Here is a 26,433-nt window from a genome sequence, read left to right as displayed (position 1 = left end):
GACTTGAAGTTGATCCCACAATCCATCGTCCAATACTTTTCTGACCATTTACAAAATCCCTCCATCTCAAGCAAAGGGTCTCATAAATCGACCAGAAATCAGCTAAAACAGAGCGCTAACGCAGAATGAGGACACGCCCTACTTATACTCATACGCGCCGATGTCGAAAAGGTTACTTTGGCCTCGGGGACGGGCGATGCCATCAAAATCAGTGGTGACAGTAGCGTTTACGGCCGATGAACCATGATCGATGGCCGGGCTACCGGTTAGCAAATGAAAGTCGGGCGTGGGGGTTGCCGCGTTGGCGAATCGCGGGTCGCCGGTCTGGGGATCCGTATCCCAAGGTGGTGGCGTATTGATGCCGTCGTACCAAAGATTGTTGGACGAGATCAGGGACCCGGTCCACGCGGAATCAAAATCAAAATATTTTCCGACGACGAGATTATTCCGAAGCACCACCTGACCCGCTTGTTGGAACAGAATCGCGGCGGAATATTGGTCGTTGTCGACCGCGCAGTCGACCAGGGTGTTGTTGTATACCTGGGCGACGACATAGTCGCTCACGAAACGGATGCAACCGCCGCTGGTGCCTTCATCGCCGGTGGCACCGCGCATGGCGGGATCGGCAGTGTGGTAGATGATGTTGTTGAAGACTTGCATGCCGGTTCCGGCGTCGCGTGCCAGCACGATGCCATTGAGTGCGATGTGATGGATCCGATTGTGGTGAATCTTGACGTCGTTGATGTGCGTGCCAGTGTCGCCGTAAATTTGCACCCCGCGCCCACCCTTGATGTGATGGATGTGGTTGTAGGCAATCTCGATGTCATGCGGCCCGTTGTCGGTGGTATCGCGCGCGTCGATGTAGACGCCGTGATAGAGCTTGCTGCCGCCACCGTCGTGAATATGATTGCCGAGGATGCGGAAATTTTTGCCGCTGCCGTCGATCATGGCCGAGCCGCCGGAGTTTTCCCACAGGCCGGTGATTTCGTTGTTCACCAACCGCACGCCGATCGTGCCGACTCCCAGCATCATGCCACCGCTGCCGTTCTGAAGATCGACCGACAGGTTGGCGATGGTGAAGTAACCCGGCGAGTCATAGGTATGAACGCCGCGCGTCTGTGTGGTTCGCACGAACCGTACGGATTCGCCGGGATAGCCCATTATCGCGATGGGCGCGGTGCTGGTCCCGCCCTTGTGGGCGATCGAGAAGAAGGAACTGTACTGCGCATACACGTCAGACCACGTGCCGCCACGGATCACCAGATGATCGCCGGCAGTGAAGTTGGTACGGTTGATGGTTTCGGTAATCAGGCGGCACGGGCGGGTTATATCGTTCGGAACGCATGTCGCATCGTTTCCAGAAAGAGCCACGAACCAGATTTTGCTGGCAGCACCGGCATCATCGTTGTTAACAACGGTAAACGTTTGATCGACGTTTGACGGTTTTCCGTCCACGGTCACACGGATTGCACCGGAGGTGACACCGGTGCCCGGCTGCACGGTAATTTTAGTGTTTGACCATTGTTTGTAGGCCGCCACGGGGACGTTATTTATCGTCACCTGCGAGCCGGGCTGTGGTACGCCGGAAGACTGCGGGTCGCCGAAACCGGCGCCAAAGAGTGTGAGGTAGGCGCCGTGGTTGTCCTCACCGCCCGTGTTCGGTCCCGTGACGATGTCAGTATAAAAGAGGCGCGGACCGCCGGCCGTTGGTGGCACCGATGCGGTGAATGTGGCGGTCACATTGCGCGCCGTGCTCATGGTCACCGTGCACGCGTTGCCATTAGCGGCGCAACCGCTCCAGATGATGGTGTCATTGGCGTTGGGCGCGGTCGTGAGAGTTATCTGGGTTCCAGCCGGGTAGGATTCAGCGCAATCACTCGGGCAGTTGATGCCGCTGCTACTGGAAGAAACGGTGCCGCCGGAGCCAACGACTGTTACCGTCAAGAGGTAGTTCGTGGTTTCGGAAGGTGGCGTCGTGGGGGACGAATCAGACGACGTATTATCAGATGCCGCTCCGCCGCCGCATCCGCTCAGCGACAGTACGATAATAAGTGCCGCAACTACCGTATGAATTCGTTTAGACATATTCCCCCCAATTTCTTATTTATTGAATTTTTGTTCTAAGCTTGCTCGACAATATGAGATCACAGTAGGGATTGATAGGCGGTTGGAATAGGGGAAACCAGATAGTTGGTTAGCGTATCTGGATGAGCGGGACTACGAGAAGGAAAAAACCGACCGCTACGACGAGGAAAGTTCATGTCGCCGTTTTAACCGGCACAAGGCACGAACATCAAATATTGTGCGACTCACGCATAACAGGAAACGCTCCGGCGATTTAGAAGAAGTGTGACGAAGGCTCGATCATGAAGACGGCGAACCAGCGAAATGCGATTGGCTATACAGTAAATCATGACTGCAATGTCGATCAAGCCGACCACCAGCAGCACGCCGCCAACGCGTGTGAGGATAGCCGCGTGCATTTGAGTTTCCATGAAATTGCTAACGACGGTCCGCTGCAACGAAGCGTTAGGCGACACGTGTTGCATTTTGGCTAGCCAACACGACCGAGCCACACGAAAACTGCAACTCCGAGGAGGCCTGCCCAGCCGGGATGTTTTGCTCTTGTGCCGATGAACACCAACGCTGAACCAGCAAGCATAGCGACAACAAACGCTTGCCCAACGAACCATGCCGAGCTTGCGCTTGCCGAAGGAAGCGACAACCGCAGCAGAACGGAGGCGATGCACCAACCGAAAACGGTCAGGACATGCCAACTGGCCCAAAGTATGCGAACGTGTTTTTCGTCGAGCACATTGCCTCCGTTGGTTGGCACGAAGCCGCCCTCCTTCAGCCGGTGAAAGATGAGCTTCTCGCCAAGCACTGAATGCACAAGCCCGACAAGAAAAGCGAGTGCAGCTGCAACTACGAAGTACCAATTCATATGACGCCCTTTGAGGATGATGCGACGTGTGTGCTGCCTAATGCCAGTAATAACCGCGAATCCGGACAAGTCTTAGTGGCAGCTTTATTATCTGGCGCCATGCTTAGCCAAAAATAAATCTGCCACCTTAACTACAAATATCTTTCGGTTTGGTGAATGTTTCGCCACCACCCCGCAACAGCGGGGGAGGGAATGAGCGCATCGAATCATAGCGTTTGACTGTCGGCGGTAAAGGCAGTGGCGATACGTTCGCGTTTACTGAAGGTGAGTGCCCAGGCGATTAAACATACCGTCACTGCCGTCAGCAGCGGCAGTGACAATCCATGACGATCGGCACTAGCGCCGATCAGGTAAGTGCCGATGCCGCCGGCGATACGCGACAGCATGAAGTGAGTCCCCAACACTCGACCGCGTCGGTCGTCCGGAATCGACATCTGTATTAGCGACAACGTGCCGGTGCGGCGGATTTCGCCGGCTATGCCGAAGACGATCATGGCGACGATTGCCGGCACCAGGCTATCGACTAGCGCCAGCCCGGCGATCGACAGCATGAAAATGAAAAACGCCCAAAGCACGGATGACGAAGTGGCGCGCGCCGCGCCGCCGTGCGCCAGCCATAACGCGGCCAGAGTTGCGCCCAAGCCGGCGACCGTCAGTAACGTTGACATACCGCCGACGGCGAGGCCGAGGGTTTTCTCGGCATAGGCGGGCAGCATGTAATAGACCGATGCCGACATGGCGTCGCCCAACAAGATCAGCGCTAACAGCGTCGCAATGCCGCTATGCCCGCCGATGTAACGCATGCCATCGACCAGATCGCCGACAATCGATCGGTCGGTTTTCGTCTGCGGTTGGTAGTCGGCCGGTGTTTTCAATAACGCGATGGAACCGAGGTAGACGGCGTAGCCGAGCGCGTTGACGGCGAACGCCAACGCCGCGCCGTGACGGGCGATGAGCCAGCCGGCGAGTGCCGGTCCGGCGAAGATGGCCGCTTGCGTGTAGGCCGAGTTGACGGCGATGGCGGACGAAAGCCGCTTGCGTTCGACATAACGCGGCAACATGCCGTAGAGCGCCGGAACGCTGAAACTGTGAATCAATCCGTGCAGGAACACGAGCACCGCCAGCGGCCAGATCGTTAGCGCGTCTAGGTAAGCGAGGACGGCGAGGGCGAGTGCTTGCAGCAACGCGATCACGTGCGTTACCGCGACGATGCGAAAACGATCGTAGCGATCGGCGAGTGCACCGCCGAGCGGAACGAAAAACAAATTCGGCGCGATATCGAGCAGCGCCATGATCGCGAGCCACGTCGTCGAATGGGTCAGCTCCCAAGTTACCCAGGAGATCGCGACCCATTGCACGTAAAAGCTAATCCACGACGTAACCGAGCCGACCGTATAAACGCGAAAGTTCCGATCGGCGAACGCGTCGCCGATTCCTCCCCATTTATTTCTCATTGTTCGAATGCGGCGTTCTGTTCAGCCGGCGATATATTTCGTCAGCTCGCGAATCAGACTTTCCTTTTCTTCCAACATCTGCGACGCCAGATCGCGCAGCGAAACGATGCCGATAAATTTACCGCTTTCGTAAATCAGTAAATGTCGACAGCGATGCGTGCGCATGAGGTTCAGGCATTGCTCGACGCTGTCGGTCGGGTTGGCACGCACGAGGTCGGTGCGCATAACGTCTTTCAATTTAGTTTGCGCTGGGTTTTTCTGGTGGGCGACGAGGCGCATTAAATCGCGTTCGGTAAAAATACCACGGACGGCGGAATGGTCGCCGATGACGATCGAGCCGATGTACCGTTCGACCATCACTGCCGCGGCTTCGAGAACGGTCTGGTTCTCGTCGACGATTGCTACCTTGCGTTCGACTTTCAGAGAGATGTCGGCCATGCGATCTCCTTCGGTTTGGCGGTCGAGTGCGGATTTTTAAGATAACAGGCGGCAATCGGTAGCGGTACTCCTTATCGTCGCCGGAAGGATCGAACGGCTGCTCTACCCAGATTGCTCAACGCTATAGGCGGTTCGATTTCCGCGTTCTTGTTGGGCTAGTAGCGGGGTACTAGCAAACCGAGGCGGGCGACATCGAGGATCGTGCGTCACGTCACGATGCGGTAGGTATGTAGGTCAACGCTACGAAGATCGCCGCTGCTTTGCAGCTTGAGAGTGCTGGGCGGGTGGTAGGCGGCGGTGGCTTGCGGTTCGCCGACGGTAGCGGCGGCGAGTCGTCGATTAACGCTTTCATGTAAACACGAGCCGGGCGGAATCGAGCGATCGGTGCCGATGAGGTGATCCTTTATTTTGTCGAACAACGCATCGCCCAATGCAACCACACGGTTCTTTTTGTCGCCGACATCGAGAAAATCGCCGAGCGAATCGTAGCGTTTGCCAATGGGGTTGGGTCGCAAGCTTGCTATCGCGTTGGCGGCGAATTGTAGGCCATTCAGCTGCGCCCGTTCGATCATCCACTTTAGTACGATGTCGGACAGACCGGTGTCGACATAGCCGCCGCCGACGTTCGAGTGCGCCCCGACAAACCACACCTGTTCCACTTTCGAGTCGATGACATTGATGCGGTTGACGGTGCCCGGCGCTTCAGTCCAAAGCGTCGGTAAAAATGGATCACGACGTTCGTCGAGTGCGACCGCGTGATAAGCCGCATCGACGCGCGCACTTAACTGGGTGTCGAGAAAACCGAACGATTTGTCTTGGATTACTCGGTTTGCCGCCTGCAGTTGCGGCAGTAGTAATGCATTCGGTATTCCGAGCGCGCCGACCGTATCCCAAACCCCGACCAAACGCACGTTCGTGTCTTGGCAGTATTTTTTCTTGAATGCCTCGGCCTCGGGCCGGTGATTCGGCTCGTAGGCGTATTTGTACATGGCGAAGGTTTTGTCGGTAGCGTCGAGCTGTAGATGGATGTCTTGATGGGTCGCCAGTAGCTCTAGCAGCAAATTCGGCAGGGAGATGTCGACGTCGGCGACATCATTACGCAGTACACCGCAGCGCGTGATCATGCCGGCAAGGCTGCGGGCGGAATAAGCGCCGCGTGAGAATCCGAAGATATATATATGATCGCCCGGCGCAAAGTGTTTGACGATGTAGCGGTAAGGTTCCTTAATCTGATCGAACAGTCGCCAACCGAATACGCCGCCACTCACTTTCTCCCCGACCGCCGTGCCCACCCCCGGGAAATACTGAGCGATTTGATCAGGTGAATTTTGCAGCGCACCGTATAGCCGGGCGACGTTGGTTTTTGCGCCACTGTCGTGTTTTTCTTCGCTGTTCCAGGTGCCGTCGAGGCACACGACAATTCGTTTTGTCATCGGCGTTGCTCCAGCGTTTCAGGGGGTATAGGCGCGCCGCTCAGCATACCGAAACTCGCGTTGGAACACGCGAACATTGTGCTATTGCGTCAACAACTTGACGCGTTGCTGGTAGCGATCCGCGACCCGGCGGCGCGAAATCCCGATCGCTTTTGCATGAACTACTATTATTTTGACGCGAACGATTTCGTAGCCGCATTGGCATTAATCGGCGAGGAGCAAAAGAAAATGCACGAGTGGGAGAAGTTAAAAACAATGTTGGCGGCGGGGAGCCTTTCCCGGCGCGATTTCCTAAGAATGTCGACCGCGTTGGGTATTTCGACGGCGCTTGCCGGTACCGCGTCGAAAGTTGCCAATGCCGCCGCTGAACCAAAACGTGGCGGTCATTTAGTGGTCGGCGTTAATGGTGCGGGCCCCAAGGATAGTTTGGATCCGGCCACTTACACGGCGGCACACACGCAGATTACCGGCTTGCAGCTCTATAGCACACTGGTCGAATTCGATGTCGGCGCCGATCCGCGTGCTACCCCTTCGCCGCAGCCGTCGTTAGCGGAGAGCTGGGAAGCCAAACCCGGCGCCAAGGAATGGGTGTTCAAGCTGCGCAAGGGCGTGACGTTTCATAACGGCAAATCGCTGACGCCCGCCGACGTGGTTTATTCGCTCAATCATCATCGCGGCGCCGATTCGATGTCGAGTGCTAAGGTGCTGTTGCGGCCGGTCAGCGAAATCAAAGCCGGCAAAAACGAAGTAATCATCAAGCTCGAAAGCGGCAACGTCGATTTGCCATCGTTGTTGGCGGATTACCATTTGTGTATCGGACCGGACGGGTCGTCGTTCACCGATGGTATTGGTACCGGTGCGTTTATTTTGGAAAATTTTGAGCCGGGCGTGCGGGCGATCACCAAGCGCAATCCCAACTTCTTTCGTAAAAATCGCGGCTTTGTCGATTCGGTAGAGACGCTGGCGATCAACGATCCGGTGTTGCGCCTTAACGCGCTAACCGATGGCTCAGTACACCTCATCAACAGCGTCGATATCAAATACTTGACCAGCGACGTCGATCTGTACGAGGTCGCCAGCGCGTCGCATTACTGTTTCCCCATGCGCTGCGACGTTGCGCCGTTCGACGATAAGGATCTACGACTCGCGCTCAAGTACGCCATCGATCGGCAGGCGATGCTGAAGACGGTGCTGCTAAGTCACGGTCGAGTCGGTAACGATAATCCGATCGCGCCGAGCGACGCGTTCTATTCCGGAATTCCACAGCGGCCGTACGATCCGGAGAAGGCCAAGTTCCATCTTAAGAAATCGGGTTATGCCGGTGCGCTTGTACTCAGCGTATCCGACGGTGCTTTTAGCGGTGCCGTCGATTGTGCCCGGATCTTTCAGGTCAGTGCCGGTCGGGCCGGGATCAAGTTGCAGCTCGACATCGTGCCGGCCGAGGGATATTGGGACAACGTGTGGATGAAGCGGCCGTTCTGCGCCTCGTATTGGTATGGGCGATCGACCGCCGATTTAATGTTCTCCGTCGTCTACCAATCCGACGCCACCTGGAACGAAACGCGCTGGAAGCGGCCGGATTTCGACAAACTGCTGGTCGCCGCTCGCGCCGAGTTGGATACCGCGAAGCGCCGGCAGATGTATGGCGATCTGCAGATGATGGTGCATGACGACGGCGGCGAGATTATCCCGATGTTCTTCAATATGATCGATGCCGGCTCGAAGGATCTGCGTGGTTTCGTGCCGTTGTCGACATTCGAGATGAGCGGCTTTCGAGCACCGGAAAAGGTTTGGTTGGAGACTTAGATTGTTTCCGCACTGGAGATGCCGCCGAGCTCGATGCGTGCCTGCAGGCGCTGGCAAGTGAATTTTCAGGCATTGCCGAGTAGGTCTTCCCGGATCCTACGCAGAAGGCCGGCATCGCCAGTGGTGGCGGTGGACGACCAGCGTTGCCAGTGTTCGCCCGATTCTTGCTGTCGAAAAAAATTCAAGACGTGACGGCTGGGTGCGACCCGTGTATTTTGCGCGCATACTTTGAATGTAAGGCGACGGAACCGAGCTGTCTCCCGATCAACGGTGAGAAAAGCCAAAGGAAAACGTCGCGGAATGATTTAAGTTTGCGCGTTATTGCGCCCACTAGCCTCTGGAAACCCAAGTAGCGGATGCCCCTTATTCAGCCTCTACCCAAGCACGCCTCGGCCGCCTTCGAGCTGAAGGGCCGCATGATGACGCTGTCCGTGTTGCGTGTGTTGACCTCCGATCTCGACGCCTTGTGCCAACAGCTCGATGCAAAAATCGCCACGGCGCCGGATTTCTTCCAAAATTTCCCGGTATTGCTCGACTTCGAGGAGTTATCCGAAGAGTCGCAGTGCGGCTTCGATATCGCCCGGATGAACCGTTTGTTGCGGGAACGTAGCTTCGTCCCCGTTGGCCTTCGTGCCGCCTCCGACGTACTGATCGGAATTGCCGCCGGCGTCGGTATCGGTGTGATCTCCGGCAGCGCCGCCCCCGAGCGCGATCGCCGCGAGCGCGCTAAAGATAAAGAGGCGTCGGCCAAACCGACCGCTAATTTGCTGGTGCGTCAGCCGGTGCGCTCCGGGCAGCAGGTCTACGCGGAGGGTGGCGATTTGATCGTCCTTACCACCGTTAGTCCCGGCGCCGAAATTTTGGCGGACGGGAATATCCATATCTACGGAGCGCTGCGCGGTCGCGCGCTGGCCGGCGTGCGCGGCAACACCGATGCGCGGATTTTTTGCCGCAGCCTAGATGCTGAATTGATCTCGATCGCCGGAAATTATCGTGTCAGCGAGAAGATCCAAGAATCCGAGCGTGAGCAGCCGGTGCAGATCTATTTGAACGGCGACAACTTAGTCATCGAAAATTTGTAGCAGTTCACCTTGGTATCCCAGGGTATTTTTAAGTCTCGGAGAAAAACAGCGTGGCAAGAATCATCGTAGTAACCTCCGGCAAGGGCGGTGTGGGCAAAACCACCACCAGTGCCGCTATCTCGACCGGCTTGGCGCTGGCGGGTCACAAAACCGCAGTCATCGACTTCGATGTCGGCCTGCGTAATTTGGACCTGATTATGGGTTGCGAACGCCGGGTTGTTTATGACTTCGTTAATGTTATCAATGGTGAGGCCAACCTCAATCAAGCGTTGATCAAGGACAAACGGGTCGAGCGCCTGTCGATCCTGCCGGCTTCGCAAACCCGCGATAAGGACGCGCTGACTAAGGAAGGCGTGGAGCGGGTGCTCGAGGAGCTAGCCAAGGACTACGACTATATTGTTTGCGATTCCCCGGCCGGCATCGAGCGCGGCGCCATGTTGGCGGCCTATTTTGCCGACGACGCCATTGTCGTGACTAATCCGGAAGTCTCGTCGGTTCGCGACTCCGATCGAATCTTGGGCATTCTCTCCAGCAAGACCCGGCGCGCTGAACGGAACGAGGGCAAGGTTAAGGAACATTTGCTGCTGACGCGTTATTCGCCGGCGCGCGTGCAAAAAGGCGAGATGCTCAGTGTCGACGACGTCCGCGAGATCTTGTCGATCGATTTGCTCGGCGTGATTCCCGAGTCGAGATCGGTATTGGCGGCTTCCAACTCCGGCGTACCCGTGGTTTTTGATCAAGAGAGCGACGCCGGCCAGGCGTATACCGACGCCGTTGCCCGTTATTTGGGTGAAGCCCGGCCGCACCGTTTTCTGGTTGAGAAGAAGAGCATTTTCGGTCGGTTATTTGGGACCTAGCCCATGAATTTCCTCAACTACTTTCGTTCGCTAAAAAGGCCGAGCGCCGCTGTCGCCAAGGAACGGTTACAAATTATCGTCGCCCGCGAACGTTCCACGCGTGGCGGGCCGGATTATTTGCCGTTGCTAAAGGAAGAGTTGCTGAACGTGATTCGTAAATACGTTCAGGTCGACCACGATGCGGTAAAAATCCAGCTGGATCGGGAAGGCGATTACGAGGTGCTGGAGCTGAATATTACGCTGTCGCCCGAACAAGCAGCGGTGCGGTAATTGCGGTATGGCGGGTCCCTGTTGCCAGCGCCTTCAGCAACAGGGATCGGTAGGCGAAGTCGTTAGGTATCTAACCAAACCATTTCCGGTGCCCGGCAGCTGCTAAGCTCCATGACCGGCGAAGCGATGAATCCTCGCAGTTTTTTCGATCCGGCATCCATCGTGTTGTGAAACATGGGGATGATCTCGCCGCAGTCCTCATGCACCATCATTTGCATGTCGTGGTACATCTGTTTGCGTTTAACGCGGTTAAGTTCGGCGCGCGCGGCCAATAACAGATTGTCGAAGTCCGGCCGCTTCCAGAACGTTTCATTCCAGGCGGCGTCCGATTTATACGTCACCGAAAACATCAGATCGGCCGTCGGCCGCCCTTCCCAGTAGGACGCGCAGAACGGCTTTTTCATCCACACGTTCGACCAGTAGCCGTCGGCCGGCGCACGTTCGATTTGAAGATTGATTCCGGCCTTAGCCGCGCTGTCCCGAAATAACTGTGCGCAGTTCACGGCACCGGTAAAAGCGCCATCGGAAACGGTCAGCACGATCGGACCGCTGTAGTCGGATTTTTTGTAGTGAAACTTTGCCCTCTCTGGATCAAACGGGCGTTGCAGGATTTGGCTCGAGTAGAACTCGTCGTGCATCGGAATGGGTTGATCGTTGCCAATCTTGCCATGGCCGAACAAGATGGTCTTGACCATCGCCGTGCGGTCGGCGGCGTATTTGAGCGCTAATCGTAGGTCTTTGTTATCGAACGGCGCTATGTCGCAGCGCATGGGTAACGAGTAGTGCGCGCCGCCGGAAATCTCGAATAGTTGCACGTTTTCGGTAACCGCTTTGACCTCCACGCGATTGATCAAATGGACCGATCCGCTAATCAACGCCTGAATGCGCGCGGTTGGGTCGTTAATAGCGAGCGTCTCGATGGAATCGACGAAGCCGCGATCGGAACGAAAATGATTGGGGTTGCGCTTGCTGGTAGTGCGTACACCGGGATCGAAGCTCTCCAGGATATAAGCACCGGTGCCGATACCGTCGGTAAATGTGCTGCCTTCTGGGCCGATGCAAAAATGGTAGTCCGCCAGCAAATACGGCAAGTCAGCATTACCGTTGTCGAGCGTAATGATCAGTTCATTCTTAGTCGTGGCCTTGATATCGACGACCGACATCAACAGTGCTTTGGCACCCGACTGCGAGTCACCGCGGCGGTGATGGTTGAGGGAATAAATGACATCGGCCGGTGTCAGCGTCTTACCGTTATGAAATGTCACGCCCTTCCGTAGCTTGATCACCCATTCTTTGGCGCCCGGTTTGGGCTCCCAGCTCTCGGCGAGCGACGGCTGAACTTCGGGTTTTGCGCGAAGGCCGGAACCGACATGGACTTCAACGAGCGTGTTGTAGAGCTGCAGGCCGGCGAGCGTGGGATAGGTCGACGACCAGGTAGCGGGATCTAAACTGTCGACCGAGGACGCGCCATTCGCGCCAAGGACTAGATGTCCACCCCGTTTCGGTGTCTGGTCCGCCGCGTCGGCGATGCCACCGGTAAACGTCGCTGAGATACCGAGCGCCGTCGCTTGTCTGATGAAGTCACGCCGACTCATTTTCCCGGTTTTTAGCGCTGTTTTCAGATCGTGCCGGTCACGCATGCAAAATTCCCTTCGCTTGGAGAGGTTTCCAGATAATAGCTCAGCGAAAGCGGGGTTTCGGAGAAACCCCGCAAATAGCGCTTATTTTAACGAATTGGGTAAATCAGCCCGGAATTACCGTCAGGCAAACCACACCATTTCAGCAGCGCGATACCCGCTCATTTCCGACGCTGGCGAGGCGATGAAGCCCCTGAGCTTTTTTGAACCGGCATCGATAGTGTTGTGAAACATGGGAATGATCTCACCGCTGTCGTCTTGCACCATCGACTGTAGGTCCTGATACATCTGTTTACGTTTCGCCCGGTTTAGCTCGACCCGCGCTGCCAGCAGAATTTTGTCGAAATCGGCTCGTTTCCAGAACGACTCATTCCAAACAGCGTCGGATTTATAGGCCACCGATAACATGAGGTCGGCGGTCGGCCGGCCTTCCCAGTAAGACGCACAGAACGGCCGTTTCATCCAGATATTCGACCAATAGCCATCGGCCGGTGCATGTTCGATCTCTAGTTTGATGCCGGTCTTGGCGGCGCTTTCTTGGAGCAATTGGGCGCAATTAACGGCGCCGGTAAAAGCACCGTCCGACACAGTCAGCGCGATCGGTCCAGAATGGCGTGATTTTTTATAGTGAAACTTTGCCTTCTCCGGATCGTACGGCCGTTGCGGGATTTGGCCCGAATAGAACTCGTCGTGCTGCGGGATCGGCTGATCATTAGCGATCGTGCCGTGACCGAACAATATCGTTTTGACCATCGTCGTTCGATCGACGGCATACTTGAGCGCCAACCGTAAATCCTTGTTGTCGAACGGCGCCATGTCACAGCGCATCGGGAAGGTGTAGTGCGCGCCGCCGGAAATTTCGAACAGCTGCACTTTTTCGGTCACGGCTTTGACATCGACCCGGTTGATCAATTGCACCGCGCCGCTGAGCAACGCTTCTATACGCGCGGTTGGGTCGTTGATGCCTAACGTTTCGACCGAATCGACGAAACCGCGATCGGAGCGGAAATGGTTTGGATTGCGTTTGGTAATGGCGCGTACGCCCGGTGTGAACGTTTCGAGCAGGTAGGCGCCGGTACCAACGCCGTCGGTAAACTTACTGCCCTCCGGTACGATGCATAGATGGACGTCTGCTAACAAATAGGGCAGGTCGGCGTTGCCGTTATCGAGCGTGAATATTATTTCATTTTTACCGGCGGCCTTAACGTCTACTACCGACGACAACAGCGGCTTGGCGCCGGAGGTCGAGTCGCTACCGCGATGATGGTTAATGGAGTAGACCACGTCGGCGGGAGTGAGCATTTTACCATTATGGAAAGTCACGCCCTTACGCAGTTTAAAGATCCATTCTTTGGCGCCGGGTTTGGTGTCCCAGCTTTCTGCTAAGGCAGGGTACGCTGTCGGCTTCGACCGAAGGTCGTCGCCGACGTTGATCTCGACCAGCGTGTTATAGAGCTGTAAGCCCAAGACGGCGGGGTAGGTCGCCGTCCAAGTGGCGGGATTTAGCGTGTCGCTGGAGGCGGCGCCGTTGATGCCGAGGACCAGGTTGCCGCCGCGTTTCGGCGTTTCGTCGTCGGCGCCAGCAGTTTTCGTTAGAACGCTGCTGGCAAGCCCCAGAGCAGTCGCTTTCTTAATGAAGTCACGCCGGCTGATGTGACCGCTTTTCAGCGCTGCCCGCAGATATCGCCAATCGCGCATTGCAGATCCCTTGCTTGGATAGAGCTTCCATCATAGATCACAAAAGGGTGGGTTTCCGCCGACCTCGGCGTGCGCACCAGGCATAGACTCGCGGTACCGCCTTCATCGCCGGTGCTTCGATGGACCGGAACGTGGCGTAACAGAACACGATGAGTATCGGGATCAGGCATAAGACAATGAGCCAATGCTGGCCCGCGGAAAGCGCCGCCGCTCGGTCGAATCCGAGCACGAAGCGGAAGGTGATAAACAGCAGGATGCCATGCAGCAGATACAAGCTATATCCCATTTCGCCAAGCAGCTGCGACGCGCGCCATTCGAGCGCACCGAATAGCGTATTGCCGCTGGCGACGATGATGAAGCCGAAAGCGAGCAGCAGAAGTTCGGACAGCGTGTAGGTGGTCGGAAAACTAAAGATCACTGTGCCGAAGCAAATCAGCGCAAACGCGCCCGCGGTTCCACCCAGCAGTCGTGAACGTAACGGTTCCCAGCGCACGGCGTATGCCGCGGCGATGCCAGCGAGAAACGCTGCCAGATGAAAGAACTTAAGGTCGCCCATCAGAACGATGACCACCGTGCAGGCACCAATGCTGAAAGCGATCCAACGAACTGAGGGAGCCGACGCCATAATAAGAGCGCCGAGCGGAAGAACCGCATAGAACAGCCATTCATAAGCAAGCGACCAGGTGACGCCGGCGACGATGAGGTGCGTATCGGTAACGCCGTTGAGATCGGGCGCCCAGGAAACGGTGAACGCGAGCCAGTGAATGGTGTTCCAAAGCAGCGATAACAGCGGTTGATGCAGCTCGAAATGAGATGCGCATAGCACCAACACGATGAGTAGCGCCACTGAAAATAGATAAAGCGGCGCCAGTCGCAAAATCCGCGATACATACAGTTGCAGCCAGTTAACCGGACGCGTGCCGCTGTCGAGTAGCTTTCCCCAGAACAAGAACGCCGTAATCATGAAGAACAGCGCAACACTGCTGTGCCCTAGATGGGTGTAAAGCCGCGACGGTCCTAGTTCCCAGCGGCCGGTACGCAGATAGAAATACCAGATCGACGCGTGGTGCAGAAACACACCCAGCGCCAAATAGCCGCGAAAACCGTCGAGCGACGTTAGTCGGCGATGGATCGACGGTGATTGGCCGAACAGCCATGCCAATAGCGCCGCCGTCGACGTGGCGAGCAACATGCCAGCGAACGCCGGCAGGATGCTTACGGGACTGAAAATGGTGCCTCCCCTATTTTGTGACTCGCCGCTTTCCAGTAGCGGCTGGGTAGATAAACGCCAGGCGTCGGTATCAGGAACGGGCGTATGGTACTGCGGAAGAATGGTTGTGCCCAGCGCTGTTACGTCGAGGCCAGGTCAGGTGTTGCGGAAGATCGTCGGTAATTTCATACCACGGCGCCTTTGCGCCGACATATATCGGGTAAGTGGGTCGAATGCCGATACGGCGATAACCGCTCTAGCATGCTAATCGCGTTCGTTTAGTCAGCCGCGCTCGCGCAGTAGATCGCGGATCTCGGTCAGCAGTTGCTGTTCTTTCGTCATCACCGGTACTGCTTCATGTTTTGCCCGCAGCCGATTGATGACCTTCAGCGCCATGAAGATCGCGAACGCGATGACGATGAAGTCGAACATCGATTGAATGAACTTGCCGTAGTTGATCGTTACCGGTGTATTCGCCAGCGGCGAACTGAGATGGATCGCCAAATCACGGAAATCGACGCCGCCAATCAAGAGGCCGATCGGTGGAGTGATGATGTCACCGACCAGCGAAGAAACAATTTTTCCGAAGGCGGCACCGATGACAACACCGACCGCCATGTCGACGACATTTCCTTTCATGGCGAATGTGCGAAATTCTTGCAATAGGCTCATAGCTCGTTCCTTTTCGTTGTCGGTGCCAGGTGGTGTGGACGCGCGGGCGTTGGCAATGTCGCCGGTACAGATTTCGGCACAAAGTCGCGCCGTAGATCAATAGGCGGGCGCAAAAGCTCGGTGGTTTTCCCGAGGGCAGGAACGACAGCGAAAGGCGGCTAGCGCTTGTCTTTAAGGCTACGCAGTGCATCCATCTTCCGGATAGCGCTGCCATTGGCATCGAGAAAAGAAATTTTATCTTCCAGGATAAGATTGGTCCGGTCTTCGGGCGACATTTCCAGGAACTGTTTCACGGAGAGATATTTCTCTCCGTCGATCGTTTTTACGATGATCGTTGCCACGACATCCGCCATAGTCTCTCTCCGAAGGTCCCCGGCCGGAACGATTGCTACTTTAACTTAAATTGTTGCGAGAGTTTGGCCAAATCGCTGGCGTTCTTGGCCACTTCCTTGATGCTGGCCGTCATTTCTTGCAGTGCTGGATTTTTGTCGGAGATTTGCGAAAGCTCGACACTGGCCACCGCCCAGGTTTGTGCCGAGTTCGCCAATGATTTCGAGCTGTCGATGATCCGTTGGATCGTCGACCGCAGCGTGCCGACGACTTTGTTGATGCCCTGGGCCATTTCGCCCAGCTCGTCGGAGCGATCGAGATCGATTTTTTTGCTGAAGTCCATCGCCGCCTGTGCTTTGAGGTTATCCAGCACGATCATCAATGACTTGGTGATGCTGCGAGTAATAGCAATGGCGAGGAAGACCGATACGGCCAGCGACAACAGGGTTAAGAGTAGATATACGAGCCGCTGTGTTTTAAACGTGTTGGTCCGATTAACGAGCAGACTGTCTTCGCCGTCGGCGGCCCGGTCCCACAGATTGAAGCTCTCTGTGCGCGCTGCCAACCCCGCTTCGACGAATTGATCTGCCGTTATGCTGGTGCTGGGGGCGTCGACGATCTCCTGAATCATTTTGATAAACACAACGGTCTTGACGTTATAGCTTTCCAACGCCGGTGGGATAATTTTTTGAAAGTGCGGCTCGATACCGTAGAAGTTTCTATCTTCATTGAAGGCGGTTTGCAGGCTTTGATTAATCCGATCCATGTCCTCTTTGAGTTGCGCGCCGTAAATCGCCATCTTGATGCGCTCGCTCTGACCGATAGTGCCGCTTCGTAACGCGCGCCAACCGGCATCGATAATTTCGGCCATTCGATCCTGCGTCTGCGGCAACGCCAACAGCGTAACGTCCATTGTGTAATAGCTGTCTAGATCCGGGTCGAGGATCAGATTAGAGGTATCGCCCATGTGGGTGATCATGGTGCGGATATCGTTCTTTAGGTGCTGATGCTTTTCTGCCAACGCTTCCAGCGACAGTTTGTCTCTGTTGGACTTCAGTTCCTGCCACTCCTGCGCCACCGTACCGGCGCGGAAATGGGTACGTTGACGCTTTTGTAAGCCCTCGTCGGTGAACTGGAGAGTTTCGCCCAGCTCTTTGTCGACCTGCGCGAGCTCGGCCATCGCCTCGTCGACTTCTCGTTCCTTATTTTGTATGCCGGCATTCAGCGGTGAGCTCGATTTAACGGCATATTCGGCCAGCAGGGTATTGTGCTCGGGAATGGCCTGCAGCAGTTTTTCTAAGGGGCGTTGGTAGCGATCGCCGTAAAGCTCGTACTGCGAAAACTGGATGTCGTAGTTAATGCTGTCGATGAGCAAGTAGAGCAAAACGGCGATTGGTAGCGAGAAGCTCAAGCTGATCATGAGCAGCTTTTGCGATGTTTTTAGGTTATTGAAAAATTGCACCAGCTTCATTTGACCCCCGGAAACAATAAGCCCCTCAATGAGGGGTATGTAAGGAGTGTAGATAATCTTCCTTACTCGGGAGGGCTGGATCGCTGCATTATCCATTGGCGCCGGATGCACCGCTTTGGACAAGCGCAGCCAGCGTAAAAGCTGTTTAAAAATTGTCAGTTACGTCGAAGGTAATGTGGCGGGATGGTCCACGATGCCGGCGAAAAGGGGGGGAGGTCGAGCCTTCCAAGGTCGACGGCCGCCCCTGCCGGCGTCGGTACCGCTTAGTGGGTCTTCTTTTGAATCAATTCGACCTTGTAACCATCCGGATCCTGCACAAAAGCGATAACTGTTGTGCCATGTTTCATCGGCCCGGCCTCGCGTGTCACGGTTCCGCCACGGCGTTTGATTTCGGCGCAGGCGCCATAGGCATCGTCGACTTCGACGGCGACATGGCCGTAGCCCGTGCCTATTTCGTAGTCGCCGACGCCCCAGTTGTAAGTCAGCTCCAGCGCGGCACCATCGGCTTCATCCTCGTAGCCGACGAACGCGAGCGTGAACTTTCCTTCCGGATAATCTTTGCGCCGCAATAAGCGCATGCCCAACACTTCGGTGTAGAACGTCAGTGAACGGTCCAGGTCGCCTACCCGTAACATCGTATGCAAAATTCTCATGGTCTTCGTTTCTCCCGTTGTCGATTTGCTGTGTTCAAGTTTAAAAATCCGTTTCTTGCGTGCCGCAAAATCTGTTTCAGTGCATGGAAGTGATTGGCGGAAAAATTCAAATATGCCGCCCACAGTTCCACCGTCTTGCCGGCGACGGCGTCGGTAACGTGCGCCCGGTCGATAGCGCAGTAATATAGCTTTCGCACGCGCTTCGAAGTAATACAACGTATTGAACGCTTCAGCAACGGTCAGGGCGACCACCCTATTTTCCGGCCGTCATCGCATCCCGCAATCGCTAAAGGTGATCGTTACGTCGGGATGTTTGCTCTTCCAAAAGTTGAATGCTTCGTCGTCGATAATTTCCAACGTTTTATGCCCGCGTTCGCAGGTGTGTCCCCACTCATGCGTCACCAGCGCGAAGTAGCACGCTTGCCGATTGCTGACCGGGTCCGGCAGATTTTTTATGCGGTTCAGAAAGTCCGGGCACATGTGGCATCTCTTATTCGAGAAAACCGCCCAGCCGTTATTTGTTCCGTTCTTATCGGTGCAGCTGCCGCCCATCGATTTTTCGCAGACGACCTTGCCGTTTTTCTTGAACCTATTCTCGAGGCAATTTCCGATCGTCACCGGCCAGTCGCGGATATCTTCGAGCACCGCTTTATATTCCTGCCAATGATCTGCGCCAAAATCGATCGCCAGTCCGATTTCGGTGACTTCTTTGGAAGTGCAGTCGTTGATGTCGGACGGTCGGTCCGGCTTGTCGGTACTGGTCGTGGTCGACGTCTTCGGCAGATCGGCGGGACAGTCAGGATCGTTCGGGCATACCGCGATATTGCATTTGTTGTCTTGTCCGCAGGGCGGAGGACCCTCGAGACTGTCGAGCGCGGCCACGCGAATTGTGCGGGTGGCTGTTTCGGCGGCGAAGTCCGCCTGATTCAGGCCGAGCGATAAAACGAAAATAAAAAGCGTCAGCGTGTGCCGGAAGGTCATGATCTTCTCCTTTTGATCGACTGATGCCGACCCTAAGCTGACGGAGAAACGCGTGCTATAGCACCAACGGCTATAAGCTCTACGACCAATTGTTGGCGGCGGAGCAGGAACTACGGTGAGGTTAAGGGTAAGTCGCGCCGGCGAGAAATGCTTCTATGAGCGGCGCCAATTCTTCCGGTTGGTCGTGATGCAGCATATGGCCGGCGTCGCGTACCCTGTGTTCCGTCAGATTCGAGAACGCCGCTTTGCGCTTGGCGAACTCTGTCGGATGTTCGTTGATCCATTTGCGCATGTACGAGTCTTCGGCTTCGACCAGCAGCACGCGCGCAGTGATGTGGCGCCAACATGCCGTCGCTTCCTCCAGCCGATAGAGCAGCGGATAGACCAGCTTGTGCGCTGGGTCGCTGCGCAATCGCGCACTGCCGTCGGCTAGTTCCTCGGCCCAATGCGGCGCGAGAAAGCGCGCTTTGTCGTCGCTCAGCCGTGGGTTGTTCTTCTTAAGCCGGGCGACGACGGCATCGAGATTCGCATAGTGCGTCAGCGGCGGCGGGTCGATGATTTCGTCGAGCCAGCGACGGTAACGTGCCGGTGCCTCGGCCGGATCGTTGCGCGGCACGCCGATAGCATCGAGCGACACGACGTGCGACACCCGTTCCGGCCGTATGCCGGCATACAGGCAGACGATATTGCCGCCGAGGCTGTGTCCGATCAGCTTTGCCGGTGCCTCGGCCGAGTACTGTGCCAACAAGGCATCGAGATCGCCCAAGTAGTCGGGCACCCAGTAGCCTTGCGGGTTCCATTGTGACAAACCGAAGCCGCGCCAATCGGGGGCGATGACATACCAGTCTTGCTGCAGAGCGTCGACGAGAAATTGAAATGACGCCGACGCATCCATCCAGCCGTGCAGCATGAATAGCGTTGGCGCGGACGGTTGGCCCCAGGTGCGTACGTGATAGTGCAGACCGCGGATCGTCGAGAAATGCGACTGACTCGGTTTTATTGGCATGGGCTATAACGCATTAGGGTTCGTGGCACTCTGCCAAACTACACGATATTGCCTCGGGTAGCTTGACCGAGCGCCGCGAACCCTAACGGCGACGGCGAATACGTTAGTTCTTTACGTAATCGTACTTTCCGTCCTTCCATTCGTACACGACATATCCGGGACCGATGACATCGCCGTTACCGTCGAACGAGATTTTGCCGAGCACGGTCTCGAACCGCTTGCCGCTCTTCAATACCTTTGCTACATCGGCCGCTTTAGTGCTGCCCGCTTGTTTCACGGCCTGCGCCCACACCTGGGTCGCGCCGTACGCGTAGAGCGTCGAGCCTTCGGGTTTGTAACCTTGCTGCACGAATTTTCTTACCACCGAAACCGCCGAGAGTTCGCGCGTCGGATCCGGGCCGAAGGTCATGAGCACGCCTTCGCCGGCCGGTCCGGCAATCGTCCAGAACTCATCGGTCACTAAGGCGTCGCCGGACATCAACCGTGTCTTCATACCTTGGGCGTGTACCTCGCGGGCGATTGCCGCGGCCTCGGTGTGATAGCCGCCGAGGTAGATCAGCCCGATGTTCGCTGCTTTCAGTTTTTTCACCAGCTCCGAGTAGTCCTTCGCACCTGGGGTGATAGCCTCGTACATCGACTCTTTCGTGCCGAGCTTATTCATCGTCTTCTTCGTTTCGTCGGCCAAGCCTTTGCCGTACGTGGTGTTGTCGTGCAGGATCGCGATGTTCTGATTTTTGAAACGAGTGGCGATGTAGGCGCCGGCGACCAAGCCTTGCTGATCATCGCGGCCGCATACGCGCAAAACGTTCTTCAATTGGCGGTCGGTGAATGCCGGATTGGTTGCCGCCGGTGAAATCTGCAAGATACCCGCTTGACTATAGATATCGGACGCCGGAATCGATGTGTCCGAGCAGTCGTGACCGTTCACGAACACGACTTTTTTGTTGACCATCTCTTTCGCCGCTGGTACCGCTTTCTGCGCATCGCACTGATCGTCGCCGACTTCCAGTACGACTTTCTGCCCGAGCAGGCCGCCTTTGGCGTTGATGTCGGCGACCGCCATTTCCATGCCGCGTCGCACTTGCTCGCCATAAGCGGCATATTGGCCGCTCATCGAGCCGACGACACCCACTCGGATATCTGCTTGCGCGGCGGTGGCGAGCAGTAGAGAAAAAGCTAACGAAACCATACGCAGCGTCATTTCTTCAGTCCCCTATTACTCTCGGCTCATTTACCCGAGCTATTGGTGGTGTCCTACATCACGGGTGAGGGCGTCGGCGAGGAATGCGACTATCACGACATCCTTGAAAATGTGCATTTATCCCGGTAATCCCTGTACCGGCGAAGCGGAACGACAGCGCCCGAACGCGCCATTCTCGATGGTACTTATATAGTCTGTCTTCCTAGGCGCTGCTACCGGGACCGCGCTGTCACCGCAAAACGCGCGGTTTCGCTAAGCCATCGGCGACTTTCCGACGGCAGACGCGTCCTGCAGAGACAGCGCCTGCTGGCTGGCAAATTGCCGCGCTGCCCCGGTCAGCGGGTCGGTGAAGGCAATCGCTTTGGCGAGCAGTTGTAGCGGGCGCGAGAAGTCGTCTTGGTCGCGGGTCAGCAGTTGCGGATAAAACGCGTCATTCATAATAGGAATGGCCAATGACGCCATATGAACCCGTAGTTGGTGTTTTCGCCCGGTGACCGGCGTTAGCTGGTAAAGCGCCAGTTCTCCCCTGGCTTCGATGAGCTCGATGTGGGTCTCCGAGTTTGGCTCTCCCGCGGTTTCCTGCATTCGAAAAAACGGTTGTCCCTCCACCATTCGGCTGCGATGGACGCGTGGAAAACTAAGATCGGGACGTAATCGTGCCAATGCGTGGTACGTCTTAGTGACTTCGCGACGCTGGAACAGCGATTGATAGTGACCGCGGCTGTTAGGAGTAATGCAAAAGAGCACGAGACCGGCGGTTTCGCGATCGATGCGATGGATCGGTGCGAGATAATCGAGCCGCAGTTTTCGTTTCAAGCGAACCAGCAACGTTTCGTGGAGGAAACGGCCGGAGGGAATAACCGGCAGAAAATGCGGTTTGTCGACGACGACTATGTGGTCGTCTTGGTAAAGAATCGTTTCTGTAAACGGAATGGATGCTTCGGTATCGAGCTCACGATAGTAATAAAGCCGAAGGCCACTGCGATAAGGAGTATTGCAGTCGATCGGGGTGCCGTTTTCATCAACCACGAGTCCCTTTTGCATGCGCGCGATCCATGTCGCCGCGGCAATATCGGTGAAGCGATCCACTAAAAACTCCAGCATGGTGCGCCACGCGCCGTCGGGTAACCAGACGGCGCTCGGGCTTACGCCGTCGCGTGCGGGAAGTGGGGCGATCATTGTGAAACGGTTTTTATCATCTTATGAATGTCCATGCACTTGTTTGGCTTATGAATGCGCAGACAAAAAAATCGCTCGCGTATTAAGATCACCAGTGTAGCGAAGGTCTTCGCTAACCACGCAATGGAGAAGGGACATGGATGTTCAGCACCTTGCTCGTCGCCGATCTGGATCAGTTGGCACGTTAGCGCTGGCCGTTATTCTGCTGGTGATCGGCGTTTCTCGGACAGTCCTTGCCGAAGAACTCACCGAAGTCCATGACTTCGGTTCTAATCCCGGCGATCTACGAATGTTCAAATATATTCCCCCGTCGTTGCCGGCATCGGCGCCGTTGGTGGTCGCGCTGCACGGATGTACGCAAACCGCCGGCGACTACGATGACGAGACCGGCTGGACCCAGCTCGCACGGCGCTGGCACTTCGCGGTGTTATTGCCGCAGCAGCAAGGAATCAACAACCCACGACTGTGCTTCAACTGGTTCAACGGTTGGGCGCCGTCAGATTTTTGGTTCTGGGGTGAATGGGGCACAGACCAAGTACGCGACGCCGGCGAAGCGCTGTCGATCAAACAAATGATCGATCGCGTGAAGACCGAGCATAAGGTCGATCCCAAGCGAGTTTATGTGACCGGCCTTTCCGGCGGCGGCGCCATGACGGCGGTCATGTTGGCGGTTTACCCGGAGATTTTCGCCGGCGGCGGTGTTCTCGCCGGTGTGCCGTACTTGTGTGCCAGCACCAGCTCGGCGGCGCTAACACGTTGCGGCGTCAGCCTGGACCAGTCGCCAACGGTTCCGATCACCGACCTGACGTCGCACGAATGGGCCCAGCGCGTGCGCGACGCGACCGACTACCAAGGACCGTGGCCGCGCGTTTCGATCTGGCAAGGCGATGCCGACAAGACCGTCAACCCGCGCGATGCGGTCGAGCTGGCGGAGCAGTGGACCGCCATTCACGGCGTCGACCAAACGCCACCGGAAGAAAACCGCGTCAAAGGATTTCCGCATCGGGTCTACCGCGATGCGAACGGCAACGCGCTGGTGGAAACGTACGTGATCCCCGGCATGGGCCATGGCGTTCCGATCGATCCGGGTAACAATGCCGATCATTGCGGCCGGCCGGCGCCGTATATGTTCCCGGTCGGAATCTGCGCGAGTTACTACATCGGCAAGTTCTGGGGACTGGATGGAGCGGGGACGGCGTCTGGCAACGCCGCTACGCCCGCCGCCAAGCGAAGGCAGGTGCGGTTGTCGCCGACCGGCTGACTTCAATTCTTTGGTTCAGATTGCCGCGTGCTACTCAGTCTGCACGTGCGCCGCTATGATTCGTCCGCATAAGACCGGCGGTTCGCTGCGACCAGCTGCCGATTCTCCTCAAGCGGTTCGAATCTAAAAGTTGAATGCTGCGAAATACGCCGGCTTCGGCGATTGGCGACTGCCGACGTTGGAAGAAGCGATGGCGTTGATGGAGTTCCCGGCCAACGACGGTATGCACATCGATCCGGTATTTCTACGCGGTATCAACTTTATCTGGACCGCCGATCGAGCGCCGGATGGAAGCGGATTCGTGGTGTACTTTTACGACGGTGTGTTGTCGACCGAGCGCGCCGATTTCAGCGCCTGAGTGCGGGCGGTTCGATAACGCGTCGGCGCGTCAACGGTCGGCGAATGTTACGCCGGGATGTCGGGAATCAATCGACTTTCCAGTCGTGCGATAAAGTCCTTGAGCAACAACTTGCGCTTCTTGAGGCGGCGCAATTGCAGTTGGTCCATCGATGGATCCTGCCCTAAGCGCTCGATGGCGCTATCGAGCGCTTTGTGTTCGAGGCGATATTCATACAACTTCGCCCGTGTGACGGCTTCGAGCTCGACCATGTAGATATCTCTCGTATATTAGGCGTCGCGCTTCTTCGGTCGAATCACAACTGTGCCGGCGAGCTTGTCGTGCCAGCCCTGTTTGCGCGGATCGATTCCTACCCAAAGAATTCCGAGAAATAGCGGAATGGTAGAGACGTAGTAGCCAAGATAGCGTCCGATCAGTTGTCCAGTCGTCGGTGCTTCTCCTGTTTTTTCGTCGACGATGCGAGCGGAAAACGCCATCTTTCCCGGCGTCGCCTGCTTCGCTTTCCAGAAGACCACTGCGGCTGCCGCCGGCAAGACCCAGGAGACGATGAAGTCGAGCCATCCTTGCACGAACTTCTCGCCGTTCCAATACGCCGGGCCGTAGATCGCTGTTACGATCGGCGCGCAGATCAACAGCACCAATACCGAATCGATCAAGGCCGCGCCGACCCGCGTCCAGAAGCCGACGTACTCCATATCTTCAAAAATCATGGACCTCACCTTACGCCTCCAGTTTTGGAACGCGGCGAGCGCCGCGGACGTCCAGATTAGCGCAGGTACGCGGTACGTCAACAGGTCGGCGGATGCAGTTTAGTAGGAAAGCTGTCCCAAGAACGCTCGAATTCGCGGGTGCGGCTGATGAGTGAAAAACTCCTGCGGCTTGGCCTCGGCCAGGATCCCACCTTGATCGAAAAAGATAATCCGATCGGCGACGTCGCGCGCGAAGCCCATCTCGTGCGTTACCACGATCATCGTCATGCCCGACTTCGCCAGATCCTTCATAACGTCGAGCACCTCTTTCGTCATTTCCGGGTCGAGTGCCGATGTCGGCTCGTCGAACAGCATGACTTTGGGTTGCATGGCGAGGCTGCGGGCGATGGCGACGCGCTGTTGTTGGCCGCCGGATAGTTGATGCGGATATTTGTGCGCGTGATCTTCCATGCCGACGCGCTCGAGCAGCTTGAGCGCCATCGCTTCGGCGGCGTCGCGCTTGCTGCGGCGCACGCGGCGGGGCGCGAGGGTAATGTTGTCGAGTACCGATAAATGTGGAAACAAATTGAACTGCTGAAACACCATGCCGACTTCGCGTCGCACCTCGTCGATGTTGTTACAGTCGTCGTTGAGTTCGACACCGTCGACGACGATCCGCCCGCTGTCGTGCGCGGTCAGTCGATTCAGCGTTCTAAGGAAGGTGGATTTGCCAGAACCGGAAGCACCGATGATGACGGCGACTTCGCCTTGACGGAACGTGGTGGAGACGTCCTGCAATACGTGAAATTTTCCGAAATGTTTGCCGACATGCTCGGCGATAATGAGGGGCGGTGATTGAGCCGTAGCGTCTGTGGTAGGAGGTGATGGCGTCATAGGGGCCCGTGCTCGTCGCTGATGGTTAGCGTCGGCCGATGTCTAATCGGTCCTCGATTGCTCCGGAAATCTGTGTCAACACCGTCGTTAGTAACAAGTAGAGACACGCGGTAGTAATGAACACCGGTACCGGCTGGAACGTCGCGGCTTGTATGCGGTTACCGATGTTCGACAGTTCGACCACGCCGATAACGTAAGCGAGCGATGAATCTTTGAGCAGCGCGACGAAATTGTTCACCAGCGGTGGCAACGAGATCTTGAACGCTTGCGGAAAAGTGACATCGAAGAATGTTTGCAGCGGACTTAAGCCGAGCGAGCGCGCCGCCTCGATCTGTCCCTTCGGAATCGCCTGAATGCCGGCGCGAATCGCTTCGGCGTTATAGGCGCCGACGTTAAACGCAAGCGCGACCGCGGCGGAGTTGAAGTCCGACAGTTGCAGCTCAGGAACCAACATCGGCAATGCCAGAAACACGAACAAGATTTGCACCAACAGCGGCGTGCCGCGGATGATCCAGATATACGCCGCCGACACCATACGCAGCACCAGAAATTTCGACAGTTTGCCGACCGCTACCAATACGCCGATTAAGACGCCGATGATGCCGGATAGGAGCGTCAGCTCTACCGTGGTGCGCGTGCCTTCGGCGAACAGTTGTGCCGCTGGCCCGATAGGATCGGGCGCCCACGATAGCGGAATCGCGATGAGCCACAGGATGAGTACCAAAAGCACCGCCGATACCAAAATAATCGCGGTGCTTTTTCGTTCGGGCGACCAGCTGGGCGACGATGTGGTTGCCTGGGTCATGGCGACCTCTCTCGGTGTTCGGAAGTGGTCTTGTGTAGAACGGGCGATGAATTACCCGTCTACTGTTCGTAACCCGGATTGCGCTTCACTCCATCCGGGCTACC

26 protein-coding genes are annotated in these 26,433 nt (G+C 56.5%); 6 read left to right on the top strand and 20 right to left on the bottom strand.

All coding sequences use genetic code 11. The annotated features are described in order from the left end of the window. Positions 1 to 138: 138 nt before the first annotated feature. From HY308_08255 to HY308_08235, 5 genes are all read right to left on the bottom strand, one after another. Positions 139 to 1,944: a right-handed parallel beta-helix repeat-containing protein gene (locus HY308_08255; GenBank protein MBI3898275.1), complete on the bottom strand. Its 1,806-nt coding sequence runs from the start codon at positions 1,942 to 1,944 to the stop codon at positions 139 to 141. Positions 1,945 to 2,554: 610 nt separating this feature from the next. Continuing rightward, on the bottom strand, positions 2,555 to 2,944 hold the full coding sequence (locus HY308_08250; protein MBI3898274.1) for a hypothetical protein: 390 nt from the start codon (positions 2,942 to 2,944) through the stop codon (positions 2,555 to 2,557). Between the two features lie 206 nt (positions 2,945 to 3,150). Then, entirely contained in the window at positions 3,151 to 4,398 is a 1,248-nt protein-coding gene (locus tag HY308_08245; protein ID MBI3898273.1) for an MFS transporter, read from the bottom strand. 21 nt (positions 4,399 to 4,419) lie between these two features. Then, positions 4,420 to 4,836, bottom strand: a complete 417-nt coding sequence (locus tag HY308_08240; protein MBI3898272.1) for a CBS domain-containing protein — start codon at positions 4,834 to 4,836, stop codon at positions 4,420 to 4,422. Positions 4,837 to 5,042: 206 nt separating this feature from the next. After that, positions 5,043 to 6,269, bottom strand: a complete 1,227-nt coding sequence (locus HY308_08235; protein MBI3898271.1) for a DUF2235 domain-containing protein — start codon at positions 6,267 to 6,269, stop codon at positions 5,043 to 5,045. 228 nt (positions 6,270 to 6,497) lie between these two features. Here HY308_08235 and HY308_08230 point away from each other — a divergent pair, with 228 nt between their 5' ends. The 4 genes from HY308_08230 (at position 6,498) to minE (ending at position 10,284) form a co-directional block, all read left to right on the top strand. Next, entirely contained in the window at positions 6,498 to 8,075 is a 1,578-nt protein-coding gene (locus HY308_08230; GenBank protein MBI3898270.1) for a twin-arginine translocation signal domain-containing protein, read from the top strand. Between the two features lie 356 nt (positions 8,076 to 8,431). Next, positions 8,432 to 9,157 (top strand): septum site-determining protein MinC, encoded by a 726-nt coding sequence (gene minC, locus HY308_08225; GenBank protein MBI3898269.1) that lies wholly within the window; start codon positions 8,432 to 8,434, stop codon positions 9,155 to 9,157. Between the two features lie 50 nt (positions 9,158 to 9,207). Continuing rightward, complete coding sequence (gene minD, locus HY308_08220) at positions 9,208 to 10,014, top strand: septum site-determining protein MinD (GenBank protein ID MBI3898268.1); 807 nt, start codon at positions 9,208 to 9,210, stop codon at positions 10,012 to 10,014. A gap of 3 nt (positions 10,015 to 10,017) precedes the next feature. Further along, complete coding sequence (gene minE, locus HY308_08215) at positions 10,018 to 10,284, top strand: cell division topological specificity factor MinE (protein MBI3898267.1); 267 nt, start codon at positions 10,018 to 10,020, stop codon at positions 10,282 to 10,284. 62 nt (positions 10,285 to 10,346) lie between these two features. Here minE and HY308_08210 read toward each other — a convergent pair whose 3' ends face one another. The 11 genes from HY308_08210 to HY308_08160 form a co-directional block, all read right to left on the bottom strand. Next, a complete protein-coding gene (locus HY308_08210) occupies positions 10,347 to 11,879 on the bottom strand; it encodes an ABC transporter substrate-binding protein (protein MBI3898266.1) in 1,533 nt (510 codons plus the stop codon). A gap of 165 nt (positions 11,880 to 12,044) precedes the next feature. Then, the gene (locus HY308_08205) at positions 12,045 to 13,619 is read right to left on the bottom strand and encodes an ABC transporter substrate-binding protein (protein MBI3898265.1); all 1,575 of its coding nucleotides are present in this window, start codon (positions 13,617 to 13,619) and stop codon (positions 12,045 to 12,047) included. A 37-nt stretch (positions 13,620 to 13,656) separates the two neighbouring features. Continuing rightward, entirely contained in the window at positions 13,657 to 14,811 is a 1,155-nt protein-coding gene (locus HY308_08200) for an acyltransferase (protein MBI3898264.1), read from the bottom strand. Between the two features lie 300 nt (positions 14,812 to 15,111). Next, positions 15,112 to 15,501: a large-conductance mechanosensitive channel protein MscL gene (gene mscL / locus HY308_08195; GenBank protein MBI3898263.1), complete on the bottom strand. Its 390-nt coding sequence runs from the start codon at positions 15,499 to 15,501 to the stop codon at positions 15,112 to 15,114. A gap of 158 nt (positions 15,502 to 15,659) precedes the next feature. After that, positions 15,660 to 15,854, bottom strand: a complete 195-nt coding sequence (locus tag HY308_08190) for a hypothetical protein (GenBank protein ID MBI3898262.1) — start codon at positions 15,852 to 15,854, stop codon at positions 15,660 to 15,662. A gap of 35 nt (positions 15,855 to 15,889) precedes the next feature. After that, on the bottom strand, positions 15,890 to 17,302 hold the full coding sequence (locus HY308_08185) for a hypothetical protein (GenBank protein MBI3898261.1): 1,413 nt from the start codon (positions 17,300 to 17,302) through the stop codon (positions 15,890 to 15,892). A gap of 263 nt (positions 17,303 to 17,565) precedes the next feature. Next, on the bottom strand, positions 17,566 to 17,955 hold the full coding sequence (gene gloA, locus HY308_08180; GenBank protein ID MBI3898260.1) for a lactoylglutathione lyase: 390 nt from the start codon (positions 17,953 to 17,955) through the stop codon (positions 17,566 to 17,568). A gap of 267 nt (positions 17,956 to 18,222) precedes the next feature. Then, entirely contained in the window at positions 18,223 to 18,936 is a 714-nt protein-coding gene (locus HY308_08175; protein MBI3898259.1) for a hypothetical protein, read from the bottom strand. Positions 18,937 to 19,057: 121 nt separating this feature from the next. Then, a complete protein-coding gene (locus HY308_08170; GenBank protein MBI3898258.1) occupies positions 19,058 to 19,942 on the bottom strand; it encodes an alpha/beta hydrolase in 885 nt (294 codons plus the stop codon). A 103-nt stretch (positions 19,943 to 20,045) separates the two neighbouring features. Next, positions 20,046 to 21,143: a branched-chain amino acid ABC transporter substrate-binding protein gene (locus tag HY308_08165; GenBank protein MBI3898257.1), complete on the bottom strand. Its 1,098-nt coding sequence runs from the start codon at positions 21,141 to 21,143 to the stop codon at positions 20,046 to 20,048. Positions 21,144 to 21,395: 252 nt separating this feature from the next. Further along, positions 21,396 to 22,322: an RluA family pseudouridine synthase gene (locus HY308_08160; protein ID MBI3898256.1), complete on the bottom strand. Its 927-nt coding sequence runs from the start codon at positions 22,320 to 22,322 to the stop codon at positions 21,396 to 21,398. Between the two features lie 136 nt (positions 22,323 to 22,458). On the opposite strand from HY308_08160, the gene HY308_08155 reads away from it, so the two are divergent. Both HY308_08155 and HY308_08150 read left to right on the top strand, forming a co-directional pair. Then, positions 22,459 to 23,583 (top strand): PHB depolymerase family esterase, encoded by a 1,125-nt coding sequence (locus HY308_08155; GenBank protein MBI3898255.1) that lies wholly within the window; start codon positions 22,459 to 22,461, stop codon positions 23,581 to 23,583. A gap of 130 nt (positions 23,584 to 23,713) precedes the next feature. Continuing rightward, entirely contained in the window at positions 23,714 to 23,941 is a 228-nt protein-coding gene (locus HY308_08150; GenBank protein ID MBI3898254.1) for a DUF1566 domain-containing protein, read from the top strand. Positions 23,942 to 23,988: 47 nt separating this feature from the next. Here HY308_08150 and HY308_08145 read toward each other — a convergent pair whose 3' ends face one another. The 4 genes from HY308_08145 to HY308_08130 form a co-directional block, all read right to left on the bottom strand. Continuing rightward, positions 23,989 to 24,192: a DUF465 domain-containing protein gene (locus HY308_08145; protein MBI3898253.1), complete on the bottom strand. Its 204-nt coding sequence runs from the start codon at positions 24,190 to 24,192 to the stop codon at positions 23,989 to 23,991. Positions 24,193 to 24,210: 18 nt separating this feature from the next. Continuing rightward, on the bottom strand, positions 24,211 to 24,651 hold the full coding sequence (locus HY308_08140) for an RDD family protein (GenBank protein ID MBI3898252.1): 441 nt from the start codon (positions 24,649 to 24,651) through the stop codon (positions 24,211 to 24,213). Between the two features lie 99 nt (positions 24,652 to 24,750). Further along, positions 24,751 to 25,524, bottom strand: coding sequence for an amino acid ABC transporter ATP-binding protein (locus tag HY308_08135; GenBank protein MBI3898251.1), 774 nt, complete (start codon positions 25,522 to 25,524; stop codon positions 24,751 to 24,753). A 25-nt stretch (positions 25,525 to 25,549) separates the two neighbouring features. Further along, entirely contained in the window at positions 25,550 to 26,329 is a 780-nt protein-coding gene (locus tag HY308_08130) for an amino acid ABC transporter permease (protein MBI3898250.1), read from the bottom strand. Positions 26,330 to 26,433: the final 104 nt, after the last annotated feature.

The sequence above is a fragment of the Gammaproteobacteria bacterium genome (genome assembly GCA_016199745.1).
Lineage (GTDB): Bacteria > Pseudomonadota > Gammaproteobacteria > Acidiferrobacterales > Sulfurifustaceae > JACQFZ01.
This window is presented reverse-complemented; position numbering and strand designations above follow the sequence as displayed.